The organism is Mycobacterium sp. (genome assembly GCF_032159765.1).
In the GTDB taxonomy this organism is placed as follows: domain Bacteria; phylum Actinomycetota; class Actinomycetes; order Mycobacteriales; family Mycobacteriaceae; genus Mycobacterium.
In genome coordinates this window covers 18,410-36,547 of sequence record NZ_JAVHWM010000059.1, presented here as the reverse complement: position 1 = coordinate 36,547, position 18,138 = coordinate 18,410, and the positions used below count along the sequence as shown (strand labels likewise).

Below are 18,138 nucleotides of genomic sequence, written 5' to 3'. Positions count from 1 at the left end.
TAGCAACGGTACCGTAGGTCCCACCAATTTTCTAGGCTCTGTGCGGGGCTGTGCGCGACGGGCACTTGACGCGTGTCACGTGACGTGGGTCACACTTTCGGGCGGGCCGCGCACACGTCCCGGATCTCGCCAGCAGCCAATTCGACGAGATCGTCAAAGCACTTATCGAACCCCGGAATCGCAGCCACATCCGCGTGATCAGCGACTGTTGGGACGCCGTGTTGGAGAAACTCACTGGCGAGCGTGTACAGCGGACCAGTGAACCGCGTACGGAACCGTTCGCCACACTTGATCAGGTCATAAAGCACAGGGGGTGTGGTGGTCTTACTCGGCTCACCCCAATGCATATCGCCAGCAGGCATCTTCCCGATTTCGTCGGCAGTTTCGTTCTGAAGCGCCCGCAAGTATCCGACGATGTCGACGAAGCACCTTTTGTTCCTTTCGCGGCCCTCTTCGTTCGTTCTGAGATCGAGTGATCGCTTTATCTTCAGCAGAGCAGCCTGACACCCGATGAGTTCGCGCATCTTCTCGGAGTAGGACTGGGTCGAACCCAGGGCCTTGATTGTGAGCCGAGCGGTCTCGGTTCGGAGATATACGTCTCTCAACTCGGCAAGTAGCCGTTCGCGAAGCTCATGTTGCTCTTCACGCTTCTTCTGCTTCTGCTGATACCTGTCGAGCAGAAACTTCAGCCCGCCTCCCAGGACGATTCCTGAGCCCAATGTTACGAGTGCGTTCGCGAGGTCTTGGCCAGAAGGCGGGTTGTCGACCCTCCACCGCCAAATCATCCCGCCAACGAGGACTGAAGCTCCTATAAGAAAAATAGCGGTCAACAGACCACGCTCGGTGTCGCTAACCGGTCTCACGTTCGCTGAGTCGTCCGAATTCGGAGACCGGGGATTCGACTGCGCTAGTTCCTGTTCAGCCATCTGCAAACCCTCCCCCTCGTACGCAAATCGAAGCCGCGCCGTACATCTTGCGCCGATTTCTGCAGGAGGCTGCGATATCTGACGATCCACAGCCCAGGTGCAGATCTCGCGAACCTGCTACTTGGGGATGTAGTCGAATTTGTCCGGGTGCGGGCCCCGGCGGCCGTCCTCGCCGCGGTCGAGTCCCGAGATGGCGACCATGTCGTCGGCGCTGAGCTCGAAGTCGAACAGCTCGAAGTTCTCCCTGACGCGCGCGGTAGTGACCGATTTCGGGAACACGATGTCGCCGCGCTGGATGTGCCACCGGAGCACCACCTGGGCGGCCGACTTGCCCACCGACTCGGCGATCGCGGTGATCACCGGGTCGCCCAGCACATCGCCCTGCGCGATCGGTGACCACGCCTCAGTCGCGATCCCATGCTCCCGGTTGTAGGTGCGTACCTCGTCGTTGGCGAGGTACGGGTGGACCTCGATCTGGTTGACGGCGGGCACGACCGAACACTCCTGGGCCAGCTTCTCCAGATGCGCGGGCTCGAAGTTCGACACCCCGACGCTGCGCGAGCGCCCGTCCTTCTGGAATTCTTCGAGCACCTTCCAGGTTGAGACGAAGTCGCCGCCGTAGAGCGTCGGCAACGGCCAGTGGATGAGGAACAGGTCCACATAGTCGGAGTCGAGTTTGCGCAACGTCTCGTCGAACGCGCGACGAGCGTCGTCGGGCTTGTGATAGCCGTTGTTGAGCTTGCTGGTGATGTAGACGTCGCCGCGGCTGACACCCGCTTCCCGGATTCCGTCGGCGACCTCCTTTTCATTGCCGTACATCTCGGCGGTGTCGATGTGCCGGTAGCCGATATCGAGCGCGGCCTTGACGGCGTCGGCCGTCTCGTCGGGCGGAATCTGGAACACTCCGAAACCCAACTGAGGAATGCGATTGCCGTCGTTGAGATCGATCAGTGGAACCGTGGTCATAGGTTGCTCCTCTCGCATCAGGGAAGCTGTGCCCCTTCGCAGAGCGCCACAAACGCTCACTAGCCTGGTGACCATGGCTGCAGAGCTCACTATCCCCGACTCGATCAAACCAAAAGACGGCAGATTTGGCTCAGGCCCGTCGAAGGTGCGTCACGAGCAACTTCAGGCGCTGGTCACTACGGCGGCACCCCTGTTCGGCACGTCGCACCGGCAGGCGCCGGTGAAGAATCTGGTCGGCCGCGTACGTAAGGGACTGGCGGAACTGTTCTCGTTGCCGGACGGCTACGAGGTGGTGCTAGGCAACGGCGGCGCCACAGCCTTTTGGGACGCCGCTGCGTTCGGGCTGATCGACAAGCGCTCGTTGCATCTCGCCTACGGCGAGTTCAGCTCGAAGTTCGCCAACGGCGTCGACAAGAACCCGTTTGTCGGCGAACCGATCATCGTCAAGTCCGACCCGGGAAGCGCTCCCGAGCCGCGTTCGGACCCGTCGGTCGACGTGATCGCGTGGGCGCACAACGAAACCTCGACGGGTGTGGCCGTTCCGGTCCGGCGGCCCGAAGGCTCCGAGCAGGCGCTGATCGTCATCGACGCAACGTCGGGCGCCGGCGGCCTGCCGGTCGATGTTGCCGACGCAGACGCGTATTACTTTGCGCCGCAAAAGAACTTCGCCAGTGACGGTGGTCTCTGGCTGGCGCTGTTGAGCCCTGCGGCGCTGGCTCGTATCGAGTCGATCGCGTCGTCGGGCCGCTGGGTGCCCGACTTCCTGTCGTTGCCGATCGCTGTCGAGAACAGCCTTAAGGACCAGACATACAACACGCCCGCGATCGGCACGCTGGCGTTGCTGGCCGAGCAGATCGACTGGCTGAACGGCAACGGCGGACTGGACTGGGCGGTCAAGCGCACCGCCGACTCGTCGCAGCGGCTGTACTCGTGGGCGGAGGCGTCGCCGTACGCGACGCCGTTCGTGACCGACGTGGCGTTGCGGTCACAGGTGGTAGGCACCATCGACTTCTCCGACGAGGTCGACGCGACCGCGGTGGCGAAGGTGCTGCGGACCAACGGCATCGTGGACACCGAGCCCTACCGCAAACTGGGGCGCAACCAGTTGCGGGTGGCGATGTTCCCCGCGGTGGAGCCCGACGACGTCAGCGCCTTGATCGAGTGCATCGACTGGGTGGTCGAGAGGCTGTAGACCCGCGTCGATGTGGGGCACCACCCGCTTGCGGGGGACAGCTTGCGCGAAGAGCAACAGGCCAGCGTGTCAGCGCCGTTTTAGCCCTCCGCTGCGTTAAAGTGCGCCGAAGGAGGTCGACATGCGGGAACTCACGGTGGTTGGTCTCGACGTCGACGGCAATCACGTCATCTGCGAGAGCAAGAACTCCTCGGAGCGGTTCCTGCTGCGCGCCGACGAACGGCTGCGCGCCGCCGTTCGCGGGGAATCAGCCCGTAGCCAGGCGCGTGAAGTCGACAATGAGGTCACGAACGTGCTCAGTCCCAAGGAGATTCAAGCCCGGATCAGGGCGGGGGCGTCGGTCGAACAAGTTGCCGAGGCAGCCGGTGCCGACATTTCCCGGGTAGAGCGGTTCGCTCACCCTGTTCTGCTCGAGCGGTCGAGAGCCGCCGAGCTGGCAACTGCGTCCCACCCCGTGCTGGCCGACGGGCCTGCCGTCGCGACGCTGCTCGAAACGGTCGCCGGCGCGTTGCTCGCCCGCGGCCTTGATCACGACGCCACGTCGTGGGACGCGTGGCGGAACGCGGACGGACGCTGGACCGTGCAGCTGACATGGCAAGCGGGTCTGTCGGAAAACGTCGCGCACTTCGGGTTCACGCCTGGCGCGCACGGTGGCACGGCGACCGCGCTCGACGACGCGGCTAGCGAGCTCATCGACCCGAACTTCGAGCGGCAGTTACGGCCGCTGGCCCCCGTTCCGCAATTGCCACAACTCGATTTCGACGAAGTGCCCCACGACGAGGAATCCGCTGAGGAGCCAGCACCAGCGCAGCGGAGCCGTCGCCGCAGGCCTCCAGTGCCGGCATGGGAAGACGTGCTGCTCGACATTCGCTCAGGCGGGCGTCACTAGACGTCACGGGCCCTGAAGCGCGGCTGCCAGCAGTGCCAGCCATCCCAGGACGACACCGACGGCACTTCCGAGCACGAACCAGCGCAGCACCGGGACCGTGCGCCATCCCCATAGCGTCGGCGCGAGGCCGCCGACCGCGACGAGGTTCAACCCGACCGCCAGAAGCGGATGAACCCGCGCCACACCAAGACTCAGCACTGTGATCGCCAATGCGACGACCGCAGCGACGAAGCCGGCAACAGTGAGGCCCGTTCCCCACGGCGTCGCGACGTCCTCTTGAGTCACCGACTCGTCGTCTTCAATCACGCGCCGAGCCTAGCCCTTTCGTAGAACGTCAGCGCCGCCGCCGTCGCGACATTCAACGAGTCGGTCTTACCAGACATCGCGATCCGCACCCGCATGTCGCAGGCCCGCATCGCGCGCTCGGTCAGCCCGGGCCCCTCGGCCCCGACAAGAATCGCCACCTTCTCGTCACGCGCGGATGCCATCGAGTCCTCAAGCGTCGTCGCGTCACGATCCGGCGTCATCGCAAGGAGGCGAAAGCCTTTGTCGCGCAATAGTTTCAAGTCCGCGGGCCAGGCTTCGGCCTGGGCGAACGGCACGAGAAGCGCATAACCCATCGACACACGTACGGCGCGCCGATACAACGGGTCGGCGCACCCGGAACCGAACACCACGGCATCGACGCCTAGGCCCGCGGCGTTGCGGAAGATCGAACCGATGTTCTCGTGGTCGTTGACGCCTTCGAGCACAGCCACGGTACGAGCCCCGTCGATGACATCGCGCACGGTGGCCGCCCGCGGTCGTCGCGCCGCAGCCAACACGCCTCGATTGAGGTGAAAACCGACCGCGCGCGCCATCACGTCCGCGTCCACGCGGTAGTAGGGAATGTCGGTCGCCGCGAGGTCGTCACGCAGCTCGCCGAGCCTGCGGTCGGTGCCGATCAACGCGAAGGGCCTGAAGCGCGACACCAACATCCGCTGCACCACCAGCACACCCTCGCCGATCACCAAGCCCTTCCCGCTTGGAAGGTCGGGGCGACGGTCGATGCTGTTGAGATCACGAAAATCGTCGAGGCGTGGGTCGTCGGAGTCGTCGACGTCGATCACTGCGCTCACGCGCGACTCCGCGAACACGGCTGCGAACTCATCTGGCGAACGGTACGGCAGCATCGGATACGTTGGACCCGATGACGGACGAGCCACCAGACGGGGTGCAGCCACCCGCTCTGCCCGATGCGCTGACCGATCCACGACCGGTGATCGGGGTTATCGCATTGTGCTGGGTTGTCGCGGCGGTGCTGGCGTTCACCGTCCCAGCCCTCGAAACCTGGCGCCCCATCGCAGTTGCGGGCCTGGGCCTCACCGTTTTCGGCACGTCGGTGTTTCTCTGGCAACGTCACGCCGCGCGCCGGGGAGCACGCGGTGCACAGACCGGTCTGCACTGACTCCTAGGACTGAGCCGGTTCCACGAGATCGAGCACGCCGTCGTCGTACGGGTCGTGCTGCGGCGAGCCGCTACCCGGGGACGCGGCGGGAGTGTCCGAGTGCGCTCCGCAGCCGTACTGAGAATCGACCACGTGCCCGTCGGCGGACAACTCGTTGGCGCACACGCCGAACATCCCGCCGAGCACGCCGGCAAGCGGCAGATAGAACCCGCAGTCGCGGCACACCCGGCGAACCGACCGCGCCATCGCGGACTGGGGGCCGAAATCACCGTCGTGCCAACGCTGCGCGGCCTCGGCGCGACCGAATTCACTGAGCACCTGCCGACGGCCGAGTCCGAGCTCCACCGTCACATCGTCGATCTCTGGATCGCCGGTGGCTGTGTAGCCGGGCACCAGCCGCGGATCATCCTGCGCCGGCGCAAGGAGGTCACCTGGTCCGAGATCGCCAGGGCGGACGCGATCCTCCCACGGCACCCATCGAGGAGGCAGCAGCGCGGTAGGCCCGGGGACCAGGACGACCTCGCTCACCGTGGCGTTTTCCGCTCCGGGGTGCGCAGCCACGACCACGGCCCACTGCCATCCGTGGTAGCCCGGCAGGTTCGCAAGGAAGCGATGTGTCGCCGAGGTGGTGTCCTCAAAGGTGACGCCGATGTACTCGCCCACGGTGTCGCCGCTGTATTCGGCGATCGCCGCACGCGCCTGCTCCACGGCACCGCCTAACACGACGTCGAGACCCGGTGCCGGTGTTTCGACAGCGTTCGACGCCACAAACAAGCCCTCCATCGCATCCCCATAGTGCCGCACCAGCGCAGCGCTAGCCACACCGGCCAGCTATGCCACCCAGGGACAGCCGATAGTGGAGAATCGGACTCGTGAACGGCTCGCGGCCCGACTACCCGAGTGACGATCCGAAATCAGATCGCCAGTACTACCCGCCCCGGCCTGCTCCGGGCCCCGATGCCGAGCATCCCGGGATGGCCAACTACCCCACCGGCGCCGGCGGCCCTCACAGATCTCGGCGGCCACCCATGCCGAGCGCCAACCGGTATCTGCCGCCGATCGACGAGCCGACGCCGCCGCCCCCGCCGCCGCGGTCAAGTTCTCGAAGGAACTCGGGCGAACGCGTGACCGTCACCCGCGCAGCCGCCATGCGCAGCCGAGAGATGGGCGTGCGGATGTACGGGGTGTTCCGCCGCGCGGCCACCGCCGACGGTGCGGACAAGTCGGGGTTGACCGCCCTCATCTATCCGGTGATGGCCAACTTCGCCGTCGACGCGGCCATGGCTGTCGCGTTGGCCAACACCCTGTTCTTCGCGGCAGCCTCAGGCGAAAGCAAGGGCAAGGTCGCGCTGTATCTGTTGATCACGATCGCTCCGTTCGCCGTGATCGCGCCGTTGATCGGGCCTGCGCTGGATCGGTTGCAGCATGGCCGACGGGTGGCGCTGGCGATGTCCTTCGGGGCGCGGACCGTGCTTGCCGTTGTGCTGATCGCCAACTACGACGGCGCAGCGGGCAGCTATCCGTCGTGGGTGCTGTATCCGGCCGCGCTGTTGATGATGGTGTTCTCCAAGTCGTTTTCCGTGCTGCGCAGCGCGGTGACGCCGCGCGTGACCCCACCGAGCATCGACTTGGTGCGGGTGAACTCGAGGTTGACCGTGTTCGGCCTGATCGGCGGAACCATCGTCGGCGGCGGCATCGCAGCAGCCTTCGAACTTGCGCTGACGAAGTTGTTCGGGGTGCCGGGCGCGTTGTTCATCGTCGTCGCGACGACGATCGTCGGTGCGTACGCGTCGATGAAGATCCCGAGCTGGGTCGAGGTCACGGCCGGCGAGGTTCCGGCGACGCTGTCCTACCACGGCGGCACCGATGACCTTCGGCGCGACAAGAACGGTGACATGCGTTCTCACTCCAAGCGCCCCAGCAAGCCGCGACAACCTTTGGGCCGCAACATCATCACGTCGCTGTGGGGAAACGTGACGATCAAGATCATGGTCGGGTTCCTGTTTTTGTACCCGGCATTCGTGGCCAAGGCGGAGAGTCAGCCCGACGAGGCGTGGAAGACCATTGCACTGCTCGGGTTCATCGGCGCTGCCGCCGGCGTCGGTAACTTCGCCGGGAATGGAGTCGCTGCCCGAATGCAATTGGGCAGGCCGTCGCGTCTGGTGGTTCGCTGCACCATTCCGGTCGCGCTCGCTGCTTTGGTGGGAGCGTTCTTCGGCGGAATGATCTTCTTGGCGATTGCGGCGTTGGTCACGTCGGCCTCCGCCGCGATCGCCAAGGCATCACTGGACGCATCGCTGCAAGACGATCTTCCCGAGGAATCGCGAGCGTCGGCGTTCGGTCGATCCGAGTCGCTACTGCAGCTTGCCTGGGTCGCCGGCGGAGCGGTCGGTGTGCTGGTGCACACCGACCTGCGCGTCGGGTTCACCGCGATCTCGTCGTTCTTGATCGTGGGCTTGGCCCAAACGATCGTCAGTTATCGCGGCGACTCGTTGATCCCCGGCTTCGGCGGCAACCGGCCCGTCATCGCCGCGCAGGAGGGCATGGATCCCAACGGGGCCCATGGGGGCGCCCCGGTCACGGTGCCGTAGTGACCCGAGTCGTCACCGTGATGGCGACGGTCATCGCGCTGATGTGTGCCGTTGTCGCAGCGGGCATTTGGCTGTTGGTGCGTCACCGCCCGCCCCAGTTGCCGGAGATCAGCGCGTACTCCAACGGCCTGTTGACCCGGACAGGACCGTTCACCTATTGTCCTGTGCTCGATTTGACCAACTGCGACAACCCGAACGCGGTCGGCGAACTTCGGGTCACCGACCACTACCCCGTGCAGCTGTCGGTGCCGTCCGAGGTCAGCCGCGGCCTGTGGGTGCTGTTGCGGCTCTACGACAACGCTGACGACAACGGCGAGGACAAGATGCGGCCCGGTACGCTCGCGGCGACCGTGCCGACCGTGGGTCCGCACGGGGGCCGGCTTGACCGGATCGAGGTGCAGCTCGTCACCGTGGCGAGGACGCCGACCGGCGAACTGGCGTACGTCGCCCACGCGGTGTGGTCGATGGCCATGGTGTGGCCTCAACCCAAGGGCGAGTGACCGGGCGGCACGCGCTCCCCTTCCGGCGTCGGGCCGGGTGGCGTACCATCACCAAACGGTCTGCCTCCCAACGACTCTCGGCCATGCGGGGTAAGCCAGTTCGTCAGGTCGGGGCCCTTGGGGACGATCTGGGTGGGGTTGATGTCCTTGTGCACGATGTAGTAGTGCTGCTTGATCTGCACGAAGTCGGTGGTGTCGCCGAAGCCCGGCGTCTGGAACAGGTCCCGTGCATACGCCCACAGAACCGGCATCTCCGCGAGCTTCTGCCGATTGCATTTGAAGTGCCCGTGATACACCGGGTCGAATCGTGCCAGCGTCGTGAACAGCCGAACATCGGCCTCGGTGATCGTGTCTCTCACCAAATACCTTTGACCGCTTAGCCTTTCGGATACCCAGTCCAGCGCGGCGAACAGCCTGTCGTAGGCCTTATCGTAGGCCTCCTGTGATCCGGCGAAGCCGCAGCGATAGACGCCGTTGTTGATCTCGGTGTAGATGCGCTGTGCGACCTCGTCGATCTCTGCGCGCAGCGGTTCAGGGTAGAGCTGCGGTGCGCCGTCGCGGTGGTATTGACGCCATTCGGTGGACAGGTCCAGCGTCATCTGCGCGAAGTCGTTGGTGACGACCTGACCGGTCGGCACGTCGACGATCGCCGGCACGGTGATGCCCTTCGGATAATTCGGGACCCGGGCGAAGTAGGCGTCCTGAAGCCGCGGAATCTTCAGCACGGGGTCGACACCGCCCGGGTCGAGGTCGAAGGTCCAGCTCCGCTCGTCGTGCGTCGGCCCGCAAAAGCCAATGGAGAGCACCGGTTCCAGCCCGAGCAGCCGTCGCACGATGATGGCCCGGTTTGCCCACGGGCACGCCCGCGCCACGATCAGCCGATACCGGTCCGGCTCCACCGGATACCCGTCGCGCCCGTCGGCGGTGATTCGGGTGGTGATGTATTTGGTGTCACGCTCGAACGCGCCGCCGCTGGCGACATACGCAGCCATGGGTTCAGGCTATTCGCTGTTCGACGAACGTCGATTACCAGTCGATGTTTGGGCGGTTTTGGAACCATAAGTCGACGCTCGGCGTCGATGCCCGTATGTCCGATTGGCCGTTTATCGGCACCGAAGCACTGCGCGAGGGCGTCGTCACCGCATATCAGCTCCGCACCAAGTACCAGCAGCTGTATCGGAATGTCTACATTCCTGCAGGGCGCGAAGTCACAGCTGTGACGAAGGCCGTCGCCGCGTGGCTTTGGTCAGGCAGACAAGCAACGGTCGCAGGGCTGTCGGCCGCGGCACTGCACGGCTCGAGATGGATCGATGCCAACCAACCGGCTGAACTCAATCGGCCGAGTCGTGACAAAGTTTCCGGCATCCTTTTGCATAGCGACAAGCTCTGGAATGACGAGACATTGTTCCGCGCAACCATTCCCGTGACCGCGCCGGCCCGCACGGCGTTCGATCTCGGGCGTCGCGCGGGCCTGACGCTGGCGGTCGTCCGGCTGGACGCGCTTATGCGCGCCACAGACCTGAAGGCCGTCGACGTCGAGGCCCTCGCCGCACGGCATCGAGGGGCAAGGGGAATCGTCCAACTCCGGCAAGCACTGAAGTTGGCCGACCCTGGCGCGGAGTCGCCGCAAGAAACACGAACACGTCTGCTTTTCGTCGGAGCCGGCCTCCCTCCGCCGCGCACCCAAATCGAAGTTCACGAGAACGGCCTGTTCGTCGCGCGGCTCGATATGGGCTGGCCCGAATGGAAGGTGGCCGTCGAGTTCGACGGCGCTCACCACTGGACCGACCCTGCCCAGCGCGCGCGGGACATCGACCGCCTCGCGGAGCTGGAGGCGTTGGGCTGGCGGATCGTTCGCGTGAGCGGCGACATGCTTCGATACCGCCGAAGCACCGTCGTCGAGCGGGTGTTCGCTGCGCTGCACGCGTCCGGATACCGCGGTTAGTCGCGACGAACGTCGACCTATTGCGAGAAATCGCCCGAAATGTCGACGGGTAATCGACGTTCGCGCGTCAGGACTGCCCCGAGTGAAATCAGGCGTCGAGTTCCCGGGCGACAGCCTTCACCACGTCTGACACCCGCCGCGCGGTCTTGCGGTCCGGGTAGCGTCCCTTGCGCAGCTCAGGCTGCACCGCACCCTCGAGAAGCGTGATCATGTCCTCGACCATCCCGTGCAACTCGTCCGGCGTGTGCTTGTGCTCTGCCGGGCCGCTCTCTCGGCGGGTACGCAGCGGCGATGGCGGCGGTTCGATCAGCTTGAGGCTGAGCGCTTGTGGACCGCGCCGACCGGACGCGACGCCGAACTCCACCTTCTGACCCGCCTTGAGTGATTCGACCCCGGCAGGCAGCGCCGACGAGCGGACGTAGACGTCCTCGCCATCCTCCTGGGCCAGGAAGCCGAAGCCCTTTTCGGCGTCGTACCACTTCACCTTGCCGGTCGGCACTGTGTCTCACCTGCTTGTCTCGACGGGTCGCTCGCAAAGAACGCGCCCCGCTTCGCAGGACGCGATTACGTGATCCTACTCGGGTCGCCCTCGCCGGAGCAGCTTGTTTAACTCCGCTAATCTGAAGGAACCGCTGGAGGAACAATGCGCCTGGTTTTGAACATCATCTGGTTGATCTTCGGCGGCCTGTGGCTGGCGCTGGGGTACCTGCTGGCGGCGCTGATCTGCTTCCTCTTGTTCTTCCTCGTGATTACGATCCCGTTCGGAATTGCCGCGCTACGCATCGCGTTCTTTGCGCTATGGCCGTTCGGGCGCACGATCGTCGAGAAGCCGGGCTCGGGCACGGCCACGCTCGTCGGCAACATCATCTGGGTGATCCTCTGCGGCATCTGGCTGGCAATCGGTCACGTCGTCACCGCGATCGCGCAGGCGATCACGATCATCGGGATCCCGCTCGCCCTGGCCAACCTGAAGTTGATCCCGGTCTCCCTGATGCCGTTGGGCAAGGAAGTCGTCCCGGTGTCTGACACCCACAAGGCCTGGATATGACGGTTACGCCGCTGGGCTTGCCGTCCACCCTTCGCCGCGGTACCGACGCCCCGGCCGACGGTCCGCTCGTCGACACCTTCGGCCGGGTGGCCACCGACCTACGGGTGTCGCTGACCGACCGCTGCAATCTGAGGTGCACATACTGCATGCCGGCCGACGGCCTCGACTGGCTGCCGAAAACAAGCCTGCTGCGCCCTGACGAGCTGATCCGATTGCTGCGGCTCGCGGTCACGCGGCTGGGCATCACCAGCGTGCGCTTCACCGGCGGTGAGCCTCTGCTCTCGAAGGACCTCGAGACGATCGTCGCGGAGACCGCGCGGTTGCAACCACGTCCCGAGATCGCACTGACGACCAACGGCATCGGGTTGACGCGCCGGGCGGCTCGCCTTGCCGAGGCGGGGCTCGACAGGATCAACATCTCGCTGGACACCGTCGACGCCGCCCGGTTCGCCGCCATCACCCGCCGCGACCGGCTGCCCGACGTCCTCGCCGGGCTGCGGGCTGCCCGTGCCGCAGGCCTCGATCCGGTGAAGGTCAACGCCGTGCTGAACCCCGCGACGGGCCGCGACGACGCGGTCGCGCTGCTGCGGTTCTGCCTCGAGCACGGATATCAGCTGCGCATCATCGAACAGATGCCGTTGGATGCAGGCCACACCTGGAACCGAGCTCAGGCGCTGACCGCCGCGGACATCCTTGCCGCGTTGCGCCGCGAGTTCACCTTGACACCTGACCCGACGCCCCGCGGCTCGGCACCCGCCGAGTTGTGGAGTGTGGACGGCGGCCCCGCGACCGTCGGCGTGATCGCGTCGGTGTCCCAGGCGTTCTGCGCCGCGTGCGACCGCACTCGGCTGACCGCCGACGGACAGGTCCGTAACTGTTTGTTCACCACGGACGAGACGGACCTCAGCGGGCTGCTGCGGACTGGTGCGGACGACGACGCCATCGAGGCCGCCTGGCGCGCGGCGATGTGGGCCAAGGCCGCCGGACACGGCATCAACGACCCCGGCTTCATCCAGCCCGCCCGGCCGATGAGTGCCATCGGCGGCTAGCGATGACCGTTCAGCTGACGAAACTGTCCGTGACCGTGCGCTACTTCGGGGCGGCGAGTGCCGCAGTTAACTCTCAAGCTGAGACGTTGACGCTCGACCCCGCAACGACCGTCGGGCAACTGGCGAGCCGGCTCGGTAGCGAAAACCCCCGCCTGGCTGCGGTTTTGGTGCGTTGTTCATATCTGGTCGACGGTGTCGCCGTGCGCGATACCGGCATGCGGCTCGAAAACAAGCAGACGGTCGACGTTCTTCCGCCATTCGCAGGCGGATGATGGTGATTTGCGTCACATAACGAATTGGTTACAGCGCGTACCAAGGCCTGATGAGCGCAAACCGACCTGGGGGAACGTCGTTCCCTCTTGGGCTTTTCCCGTTCCGAGACGCGCCGAAACGCCGAGGATTACAAAAGGTGACGAAAATGTCTGAACGGGCTACCGTCCTTCCCAAGCCAGCCCGCTCCGGATGTGGTTGGCCCGCCTTCCCTTTCGCGCCGAACTCCATCCATGAGGGAAGACAACGACGAAACCCGTGGATGGAGGCGGGGGACCCACCCGGTCCACCGACATCGGACCTGGAGCCTTGCGGCTCCTTGGGGTGAAGCCGGCGTTGCTTGCCAACACCGGCCGGGCGGCCTCTCATGCCCGAACCCGACAGCTGACCTCGCAGGCGCGTGCAGAGAGGACAAAATCCGCGCATGAGTGGACGGCACCGCAAGCCCACCCAACCTGGTATCAACGTCGCGAAAGTCGCCTTCACGGGCGCAGTCATCGGTGGCAGTGGCCTGGCGCTCAGCGCCCACGCCGCAGCCGCAAGCGATGGCGAATGGGATCGCGTGGCCCGCTGCGAGTCGGGCAACAACTGGGCGATCAACACCGGAAACGGCTACCAGGGCGGGCTGCAGTTCTCGCCGGGCACCTGGAGGGCCAACGGCGGCGGCGACTTCGCCCCCTCTGCCCACATGGCCACCCGCGAGCAGCAGATCGTGGTCGCCGAGCGCGTGCTGGCCCGGCAGGGCCGTGGCGCCTGGCCCGTGTGCGGCACCGGCCTGTCGGGCGCGACACAGCGCACCGCGCCGGCCACCCAGGTATCGAACCCGCTGCCAGCTGACGCCCCCGATATGCCTGACGCTCCGGCCCCCGTCGATCTGCTCGACGCGCAGCTTCCGCCCGCACCCGAGGTGGCGCCTCCGCCGGAGGCTCCACCTGCGCCGCCGGAAGACGCCGTTGTCATCGACACCGCCGCACCGGTCGACGCGCCCGCACCGATGGACGCCCCCGCTCCCCCGGACGGGCTCCCGGCACCGGACGGAGAGGAATTCGCTCAGATCAACCAGACGTCCGGCGAGGTTCCGCTCGCGCCGGCTCCGGCCGACACGCCTGCTCCGGGTCCAGCGTTGCCCGACGTCCCACAGCCCTTGTTCGACGCAGCGAACCAGGCCATGACCGACGGCGCGATCCCCGGGATGCCGGCGGATCTGAGCGGATTGCCTACGCAGACCCCGTATCTGGCGGATCTGCTTGGTGCGATTCGGAATCAGGACGTCAACATGAACGACGCGCTCCTCGGCCTGGCCCAGCCGGCGCAGGCACCGACCGCCTAGTCACCTCAGGCGGATCCGACCCACTCGTCGGAGCCGTCGGCGAAGAACTGGTGCTTCCACACCGGTAACCGTTCCTTGATGGTGTCGACGAGTCGCGCACACGTGTCGAACGCCGCACCGCGATGATCAGCGGCGACCGCGGCTACAAGCGCCGCGTCACCGATGGCAAGCGTCCCGATGCGGTGGCAGGCCGCAATCGCCCGCACGCCTCGCGATGTCGCGGCGATCTCGGAGAGCACCTCGGCGAGCGTGTCCTGCGCGCTTGGGTGCGCGGAGTATTCGAGGCGGATCACCGAGCGCCCGCCGTCGTGGTCACGGATCACTCCGGCGAAGCCCACCACCGCGCCTGCGCCGTGGTGTGCCACCAGCTCCTCCAACTCCGTCAGGTCGACGGGCTCCTCGGTGATCTCAGCGCGCAGGACCTCGGTCACTGGGGGTGGTCCCCTCCGCGGAGCTGATCCAGCGCGTGATCGAGCACGTCGGCCAGCACCGCGAGCCCGTCGCGCACGCCGCCGGGCGACCCGGGGAGATTGACCACCAACGTGCGACCGGCGACCCCGCACACCCCCCGCGACAGCACGGATGTCGGCACTTTGGGAAGACCCGAGCGGCGGATCGCGTCGGCTAGGCCGGGAATCTGGTAGTCAAGGACGACTGCCGTCGCTTCCGGCGTGGCGTCGGTGGGCGAGATCCCCGTACCTCCCGAGGTGATGACGACGTCGGGGCTCTCCGCGATGGCGGCGCGCAGCGCCCGGCTTACGGCGATGCCGTCGGCGACCACGACGGGCGCCGGTGCGTCGACGCCGCGTTGGGCCAGCCAGTCGACGATGATCGGTCCGCAGCGGTCGTCGTAGGTGCCTGCCGCCGCCCGCGTCGAGGCGATCAACACGCGCCCCGACCGGCTCATTGGCGCGTGCTCTTCGCGCAAGCGGCTCATCGGCGGCGCGTCCAGGTTCCGGTGCGCCCGCCCTCCTTGTGCAACACGCGGATGTTGTCGATGCGGGCGGCCTTATCCACAGCCTTGATCATGTCGTAGAGCGTCAGAGCAGCCACGCTGACCGCGGTCAGGGCCTCCATCTCGACGCCCGTGCGGTCAGTGGTGTGCACGGTCGCCGTGATCTCGACATCGGATGTCCCGACCGCGAAGTCGACGTCGACGCCGGTGAGCGCGAGCTGGTGGCACAGCGGCACCAGTTCACTGGTGCGTTTCGCCGCCTGAATGCCCGCGATTCGTGCGGTGGCGAGCGCGTCGCCCTTGGGCAGGCCACCGGCCGAGATGAGCGCCACCACGTCTGGCGTCGTCACCAACAAACCGGCCGCCACCGCCGTGCGCTTCGTAGCGGTCTTCGCGGTGACGTCCACCATGCGGGCCGCACCGTGTTCGTCAACGTGCGAAAGTCGGTCGGAGCGAGGCGTGTCCGAGCGACCAGACTTAGCGGCCTCCGTCGTCTTCGTCCTAACGGTTCACGACCGTCACCGGATGGGTGTACGGCAGCTCGTCGGCGGATACGGGGAACGTGACATCGCCGAACGGCGACAACGCGCCGGTGCGGTCGGCGGCGAGTTCGCTGACGGCATGGGCGCCGTCGCCATGATCGGGCCAGCCGTTGTCGACGTACCGGCTCTTTTGCGGTTTGTTGTCAGCCACGCGGACATTCTGACAGGTGCCGCGCCCCTCCGCGACTATCACCGGCTGCTTTACGCTGGTCAGCAATGAAAGACAACGCCCCGCGCGTTCCGCTGGGTGCCTGGCTGGCCGACCTCCCCGACGACCAGCTGGTCCGACTCCTGGAACTGCGGCCCGACCTCACCCAGCCGCCACCCGGCAGCTTCGCCGCGCTCGCGGCACGGGCCCAGGCGCGGCAATCGGTCAAAGCCGCAAGCGACGACCTCGACTTTCTGACCCTCGCGGTCATCGATGCGCTGCTCGTCCTGCACGCCAACACCGCGCCGGTTCCGCCGTCGAAGCTGGCGGCGCTGATGGGCGACCGGGCCTCCGACGGAGAGCTCGCGGCCGCGCTGGGTCGCCTGCAGGAGCGGGGCATCGTCTGGGGCGAGGAGACGCTTCGCGTGGTCAGCGAGGCCGCCGCCGCGCTGCCATGGCATCCGGGCCAGGCCGTACTCGAGGAGAGCGTGCCTGTCGACGAAATCGCCCGGCGGATGGACCTGCTCGACGACGCTCAGCGCGAGATCCTGGACCGACTGCTGTCGGGCTCGCCCGTCGGTCGCACCCGCGACGCCGCGCCCGGCACCCCGGCTGAGCGACCGGTGCAACGTTTGCTATCCGCTGGACTGCTGCGTCAGGTCGACGACGAAACGGTGATTCTGCCGCGGGCCGTGGGTCAGGTGTTACGCGGCGAGGAACCCGGACCGGTGAGCCTTGTCGAACCGGCGGCCCCGACCTCGGCGGCAATGGTCGCCGACGTTGACGCGGCGGCCGCCGGTGCCGTCGTCGACCTGCTCCGCGAAGTGGAGCTGGTGCTCGAAACCCTCAGTGTCACACCGGTTCCCGAACTGCGGACCGGCGGGCTCGGCGTCCGCGAAGTCAAACGGCTCACCAAGGTGACCGGCATCGACGAGACCCGGCTGGGCCTGATCCTGGAAGTGAGCGCGGCGGCAGGGCTGATTGCGGCAGGCACTCCCCGGCCCGAACCGCTGGACGGCGATGGCCCCTACTGGGCGCCGACGGTCCAGGCCGATCGATTCGGTGAATCGGCCGCCGCCGAGCAGTGGTACCTGTTGGCCAGCACCTGGTTGGATCTGGCGTCTCGGCCCGGATTGGTGGGGCGGCGCGGACCGGACAACAAGCCGATCGCCGCGCTGTCGGCGGGGTTGTTCTCCACAGCCGCACCCCTGGATCGGCGCCTGTTGCTGGGTGCGCTTCAGGATCTGCCGACCGCTGCAGGGATGAGCGCAGCGGACCTCTCGCGGCTGTTGTTGTGGCGACGGCCCCGCTGGGCGCTGCGGCTGCAGCCCGGTCCGGTGGCCGACCTGCTGGCCGAGGCGACCGCGGTGGGGCTGGTCGGACGCGGTGCGCTGAGTTCTCCGGCGCGGACATTGGTCGCCGACGCCGACGGGGCAGATGTGATCGCCGCGATGCGAAAAATCCTGCCCAAGCCGGTCGACCATTTTCTGCTGCAGGCCGACCTGACGGTCGTCGTGCCGGGTCCGCTCGACCGAGAGCTTTCCGAGCGGCTTTCCGAGGTTGCCACCGTCGAGTCGGCCGGCGCGGCGATGGTGTACCGGATCAGCGAATCAACCATCAGGCGTGCCCTCGACATCGGCCGCACAGCGGACGCGCTGCATGCGTTCTTTCAGAAGCACTCGAAAACGCCTGTGCCGCAAGGGCTTAGCTACCTGATCGATGACGCGGCCCGCCGGCACGGCCAGTTGCGGGTGGGGATCGCCGCGTCGTTCGTGCGATGCGACGACACTGCGCTGCTCGCCCAGGTGATGGCAACCCCGTTGGCTGAGGCTTTAGAGCTGCGCCTGCTGGCACCGACGGTAGCCGTGTCGCAGGCTCCGATCGCCGACGCGCTGGTGGCGCTGCGCGACGCCGGTTTCGCGCCGGCCGCCGAGGACGCGAGGGGCGCGATCGTCGACCTGCGGGCCCGGGGAGCCCGAGTGGCTGACGGTGCGCAGCGCCGGTCGTATCGCGGTGCTGCTCCGCTGACGACGCAGACGCTGCGCGCGATCGTTTCGACTCTGCGCAAGGTCGCCACCACAGCGCCGGGTTTGCGCGTCGATGCCAGCACCGCGGTGCTGCTCCTGCAGCAGGCCGTCCGCGACCAGGCATCTGTGGTCATGGGGTATGTCGATCCGGCCGGGGTGGCCACGCAGCGCGTGGTGTCCCCCATCAGCGTGCGGGGGGGACAGTTGGTGGCTTTCGACTCCGCGTCGGGGCGGGTGCGAGATTTTGCCGTGCACCGCGTCACATCGGTGGTGTCAGCGGACGAGGCTTGACGGGGCCCTCGCGTATTTTGGT

The 18,138-nt window shown here is 66.6% G+C and carries 22 protein-coding genes and 1 riboswitch; of the genes, 11 read left to right on the top strand and 11 right to left on the bottom strand.

The window, feature by feature from the left end:
• Window positions 1-89: 89 nt before the first annotated feature.
• Both QOH60_RS06005 and QOH60_RS06000 read right to left on the bottom strand, forming a co-directional pair.
• Window positions 90-926 (bottom strand): hypothetical protein, encoded by an 837-nt coding sequence (locus QOH60_RS06005; protein WP_526418123.1) that lies wholly within the window; start codon window positions 924-926, stop codon window positions 90-92.
• A gap of 117 nt (window positions 927-1,043) precedes the next feature.
• Window positions 1,044-1,892, bottom strand: coding sequence for an aldo/keto reductase (locus QOH60_RS06000; protein ID WP_526418121.1), 849 nt, complete (start codon window positions 1,890-1,892; stop codon window positions 1,044-1,046).
• Window positions 1,893-1,965: 73 nt separating this feature from the next.
• Between QOH60_RS06000 and serC the strand changes: the two genes are divergently transcribed.
• On the top strand, window positions 1,966-3,084 hold the full coding sequence (gene serC / locus QOH60_RS05995; protein WP_526418119.1) for a phosphoserine transaminase: 1,119 nt from the start codon (window positions 1,966-1,968) through the stop codon (window positions 3,082-3,084).
• A gap of 121 nt (window positions 3,085-3,205) precedes the next feature.
• Window positions 3,206-3,973 carry a septation protein SepH gene (gene sepH, locus QOH60_RS05990; protein WP_526418117.1) on the top strand — a complete coding sequence of 256 codons (768 nt, stop codon included), beginning with the start codon at window positions 3,206-3,208 and terminating at the stop codon, window positions 3,971-3,973.
• Between the two features lie 3 nt (window positions 3,974-3,976).
• Here the strand turns inward: sepH and QOH60_RS05985 are convergent, their stop codons facing one another.
• Both QOH60_RS05985 and QOH60_RS05980 read right to left on the bottom strand, forming a co-directional pair.
• A complete protein-coding gene (locus QOH60_RS05985) occupies window positions 3,977-4,258 on the bottom strand; it encodes a DUF2537 domain-containing protein (protein WP_526418149.1) in 282 nt (93 codons plus the stop codon).
• 17 nt (window positions 4,259-4,275) lie between these two features.
• A complete protein-coding gene (locus QOH60_RS05980) occupies window positions 4,276-5,091 on the bottom strand; it encodes a TrmH family RNA methyltransferase (RefSeq protein ID WP_526418115.1) in 816 nt (271 codons plus the stop codon).
• Window positions 5,092-5,162: 71 nt separating this feature from the next.
• Here QOH60_RS05980 and QOH60_RS05975 point away from each other — a divergent pair, with 71 nt between their 5' ends.
• Complete coding sequence (locus tag QOH60_RS05975; protein ID WP_526418113.1) at window positions 5,163-5,420, top strand: DUF2530 domain-containing protein; 258 nt, start codon at window positions 5,163-5,165, stop codon at window positions 5,418-5,420.
• 3 nt (window positions 5,421-5,423) lie between these two features.
• Here QOH60_RS05975 and QOH60_RS05970 read toward each other — a convergent pair whose 3' ends face one another.
• On the bottom strand, window positions 5,424-6,203 hold the full coding sequence (locus QOH60_RS05970) for a DUF3027 domain-containing protein (protein ID WP_526418147.1): 780 nt from the start codon (window positions 6,201-6,203) through the stop codon (window positions 5,424-5,426).
• A gap of 191 nt (window positions 6,204-6,394) precedes the next feature.
• Here QOH60_RS05970 and QOH60_RS05965 point away from each other — a divergent pair, with 191 nt between their 5' ends.
• A complete protein-coding gene (locus tag QOH60_RS05965) occupies window positions 6,395-8,011 on the top strand; it encodes an MFS transporter (RefSeq protein ID WP_526418145.1) in 1,617 nt (538 codons plus the stop codon).
• The gene (locus QOH60_RS05960) at window positions 8,011-8,511 is read left to right on the top strand and encodes a DUF2771 family protein (RefSeq protein ID WP_526418111.1); all 501 of its coding nucleotides are present in this window, start codon (window positions 8,011-8,013) and stop codon (window positions 8,509-8,511) included. Before QOH60_RS05965 ends, QOH60_RS05960 begins: the two co-directional genes overlap by 1 nt.
• Here QOH60_RS05960 and QOH60_RS05955 read toward each other — a convergent pair.
• Window positions 8,493-9,503, bottom strand: coding sequence for a glutathione S-transferase family protein (locus QOH60_RS05955; protein ID WP_526418109.1), 1,011 nt, complete (start codon window positions 9,501-9,503; stop codon window positions 8,493-8,495). The genes QOH60_RS05960 and QOH60_RS05955 overlap by 19 nt on opposite strands.
• 95 nt (window positions 9,504-9,598) lie before the next feature.
• Between QOH60_RS05955 and QOH60_RS05950 the strand changes: the two genes are divergently transcribed.
• Complete coding sequence (locus QOH60_RS05950; protein WP_526418107.1) at window positions 9,599-10,456, top strand: DUF559 domain-containing protein; 858 nt, start codon at window positions 9,599-9,601, stop codon at window positions 10,454-10,456.
• 88 nt (window positions 10,457-10,544) lie between these two features.
• Here QOH60_RS05950 and QOH60_RS05945 read toward each other — a convergent pair whose 3' ends face one another.
• Window positions 10,545-10,955, bottom strand: coding sequence for a cold-shock protein (locus QOH60_RS05945; protein WP_526418105.1), 411 nt, complete (start codon window positions 10,953-10,955; stop codon window positions 10,545-10,547).
• 144 nt (window positions 10,956-11,099) lie between these two features.
• Here QOH60_RS05945 and QOH60_RS05940 point away from each other — a divergent pair, with 144 nt between their 5' ends.
• The 4 genes from QOH60_RS05940 to QOH60_RS05925 all read left to right on the top strand — a co-directional run bounded on the left by QOH60_RS05940 (window position 11,100) and on the right by QOH60_RS05925 (window position 14,153).
• Complete coding sequence (locus QOH60_RS05940; RefSeq protein ID WP_526418103.1) at window positions 11,100-11,504, top strand: YccF domain-containing protein; 405 nt, start codon at window positions 11,100-11,102, stop codon at window positions 11,502-11,504.
• Window positions 11,501-12,553, top strand: a complete 1,053-nt coding sequence (moaA, locus tag QOH60_RS05935; protein WP_526418101.1) for a GTP 3',8-cyclase MoaA — start codon at window positions 11,501-11,503, stop codon at window positions 12,551-12,553. Before QOH60_RS05940 ends, moaA begins: the two co-directional genes overlap by 4 nt.
• Before the next feature lie 2 nt (window positions 12,554-12,555).
• Window positions 12,556-12,825: a MoaD/ThiS family protein gene (locus QOH60_RS05930; protein WP_526418099.1), complete on the top strand. Its 270-nt coding sequence runs from the start codon at window positions 12,556-12,558 to the stop codon at window positions 12,823-12,825.
• Between the two features lie 235 nt (window positions 12,826-13,060).
• A riboswitch (cyclic di-AMP (ydaO/yuaA leader) is annotated at window positions 13,061-13,238 on the top strand.
• A 9-nt stretch (window positions 13,239-13,247) separates the two neighbouring features.
• A complete protein-coding gene (locus QOH60_RS05925; RefSeq protein ID WP_526418097.1) occupies window positions 13,248-14,153 on the top strand; it encodes a transglycosylase family protein in 906 nt (301 codons plus the stop codon).
• A gap of 5 nt (window positions 14,154-14,158) precedes the next feature.
• On the opposite strand, the gene QOH60_RS05920 is transcribed toward QOH60_RS05925, so the two are convergent.
• The 4 genes from QOH60_RS05920 to QOH60_RS05905 all read right to left on the bottom strand — a co-directional run bounded on the left by QOH60_RS05920 (window position 14,159) and on the right by QOH60_RS05905 (window position 15,801).
• The gene (locus QOH60_RS05920; protein ID WP_526418095.1) at window positions 14,159-14,584 is read right to left on the bottom strand and encodes a molybdenum cofactor biosynthesis protein MoaE; all 426 of its coding nucleotides are present in this window, start codon (window positions 14,582-14,584) and stop codon (window positions 14,159-14,161) included.
• The gene (locus tag QOH60_RS05915; RefSeq protein WP_526418143.1) at window positions 14,581-15,060 is read right to left on the bottom strand and encodes a MogA/MoaB family molybdenum cofactor biosynthesis protein; all 480 of its coding nucleotides are present in this window, start codon (window positions 15,058-15,060) and stop codon (window positions 14,581-14,583) included. Before QOH60_RS05915 ends, QOH60_RS05920 begins: the two co-directional genes overlap by 4 nt.
• A 26-nt stretch (window positions 15,061-15,086) precedes the next feature.
• The gene (moaC, locus tag QOH60_RS05910; protein WP_526418093.1) at window positions 15,087-15,518 is read right to left on the bottom strand and encodes a cyclic pyranopterin monophosphate synthase MoaC; all 432 of its coding nucleotides are present in this window, start codon (window positions 15,516-15,518) and stop codon (window positions 15,087-15,089) included.
• A gap of 91 nt (window positions 15,519-15,609) precedes the next feature.
• Window positions 15,610-15,801 (bottom strand): hypothetical protein, encoded by a 192-nt coding sequence (locus QOH60_RS05905; protein ID WP_526418091.1) that lies wholly within the window; start codon window positions 15,799-15,801, stop codon window positions 15,610-15,612.
• 65 nt (window positions 15,802-15,866) lie between these two features.
• On the opposite strand from QOH60_RS05905, the gene QOH60_RS05900 reads away from it, so the two are divergent.
• On the top strand, window positions 15,867-18,116 hold the full coding sequence (locus QOH60_RS05900) for a helicase-associated domain-containing protein (protein WP_526418089.1): 2,250 nt from the start codon (window positions 15,867-15,869) through the stop codon (window positions 18,114-18,116).
• The last annotated feature ends 22 nt before the right edge of the window (window positions 18,117-18,138 follow it).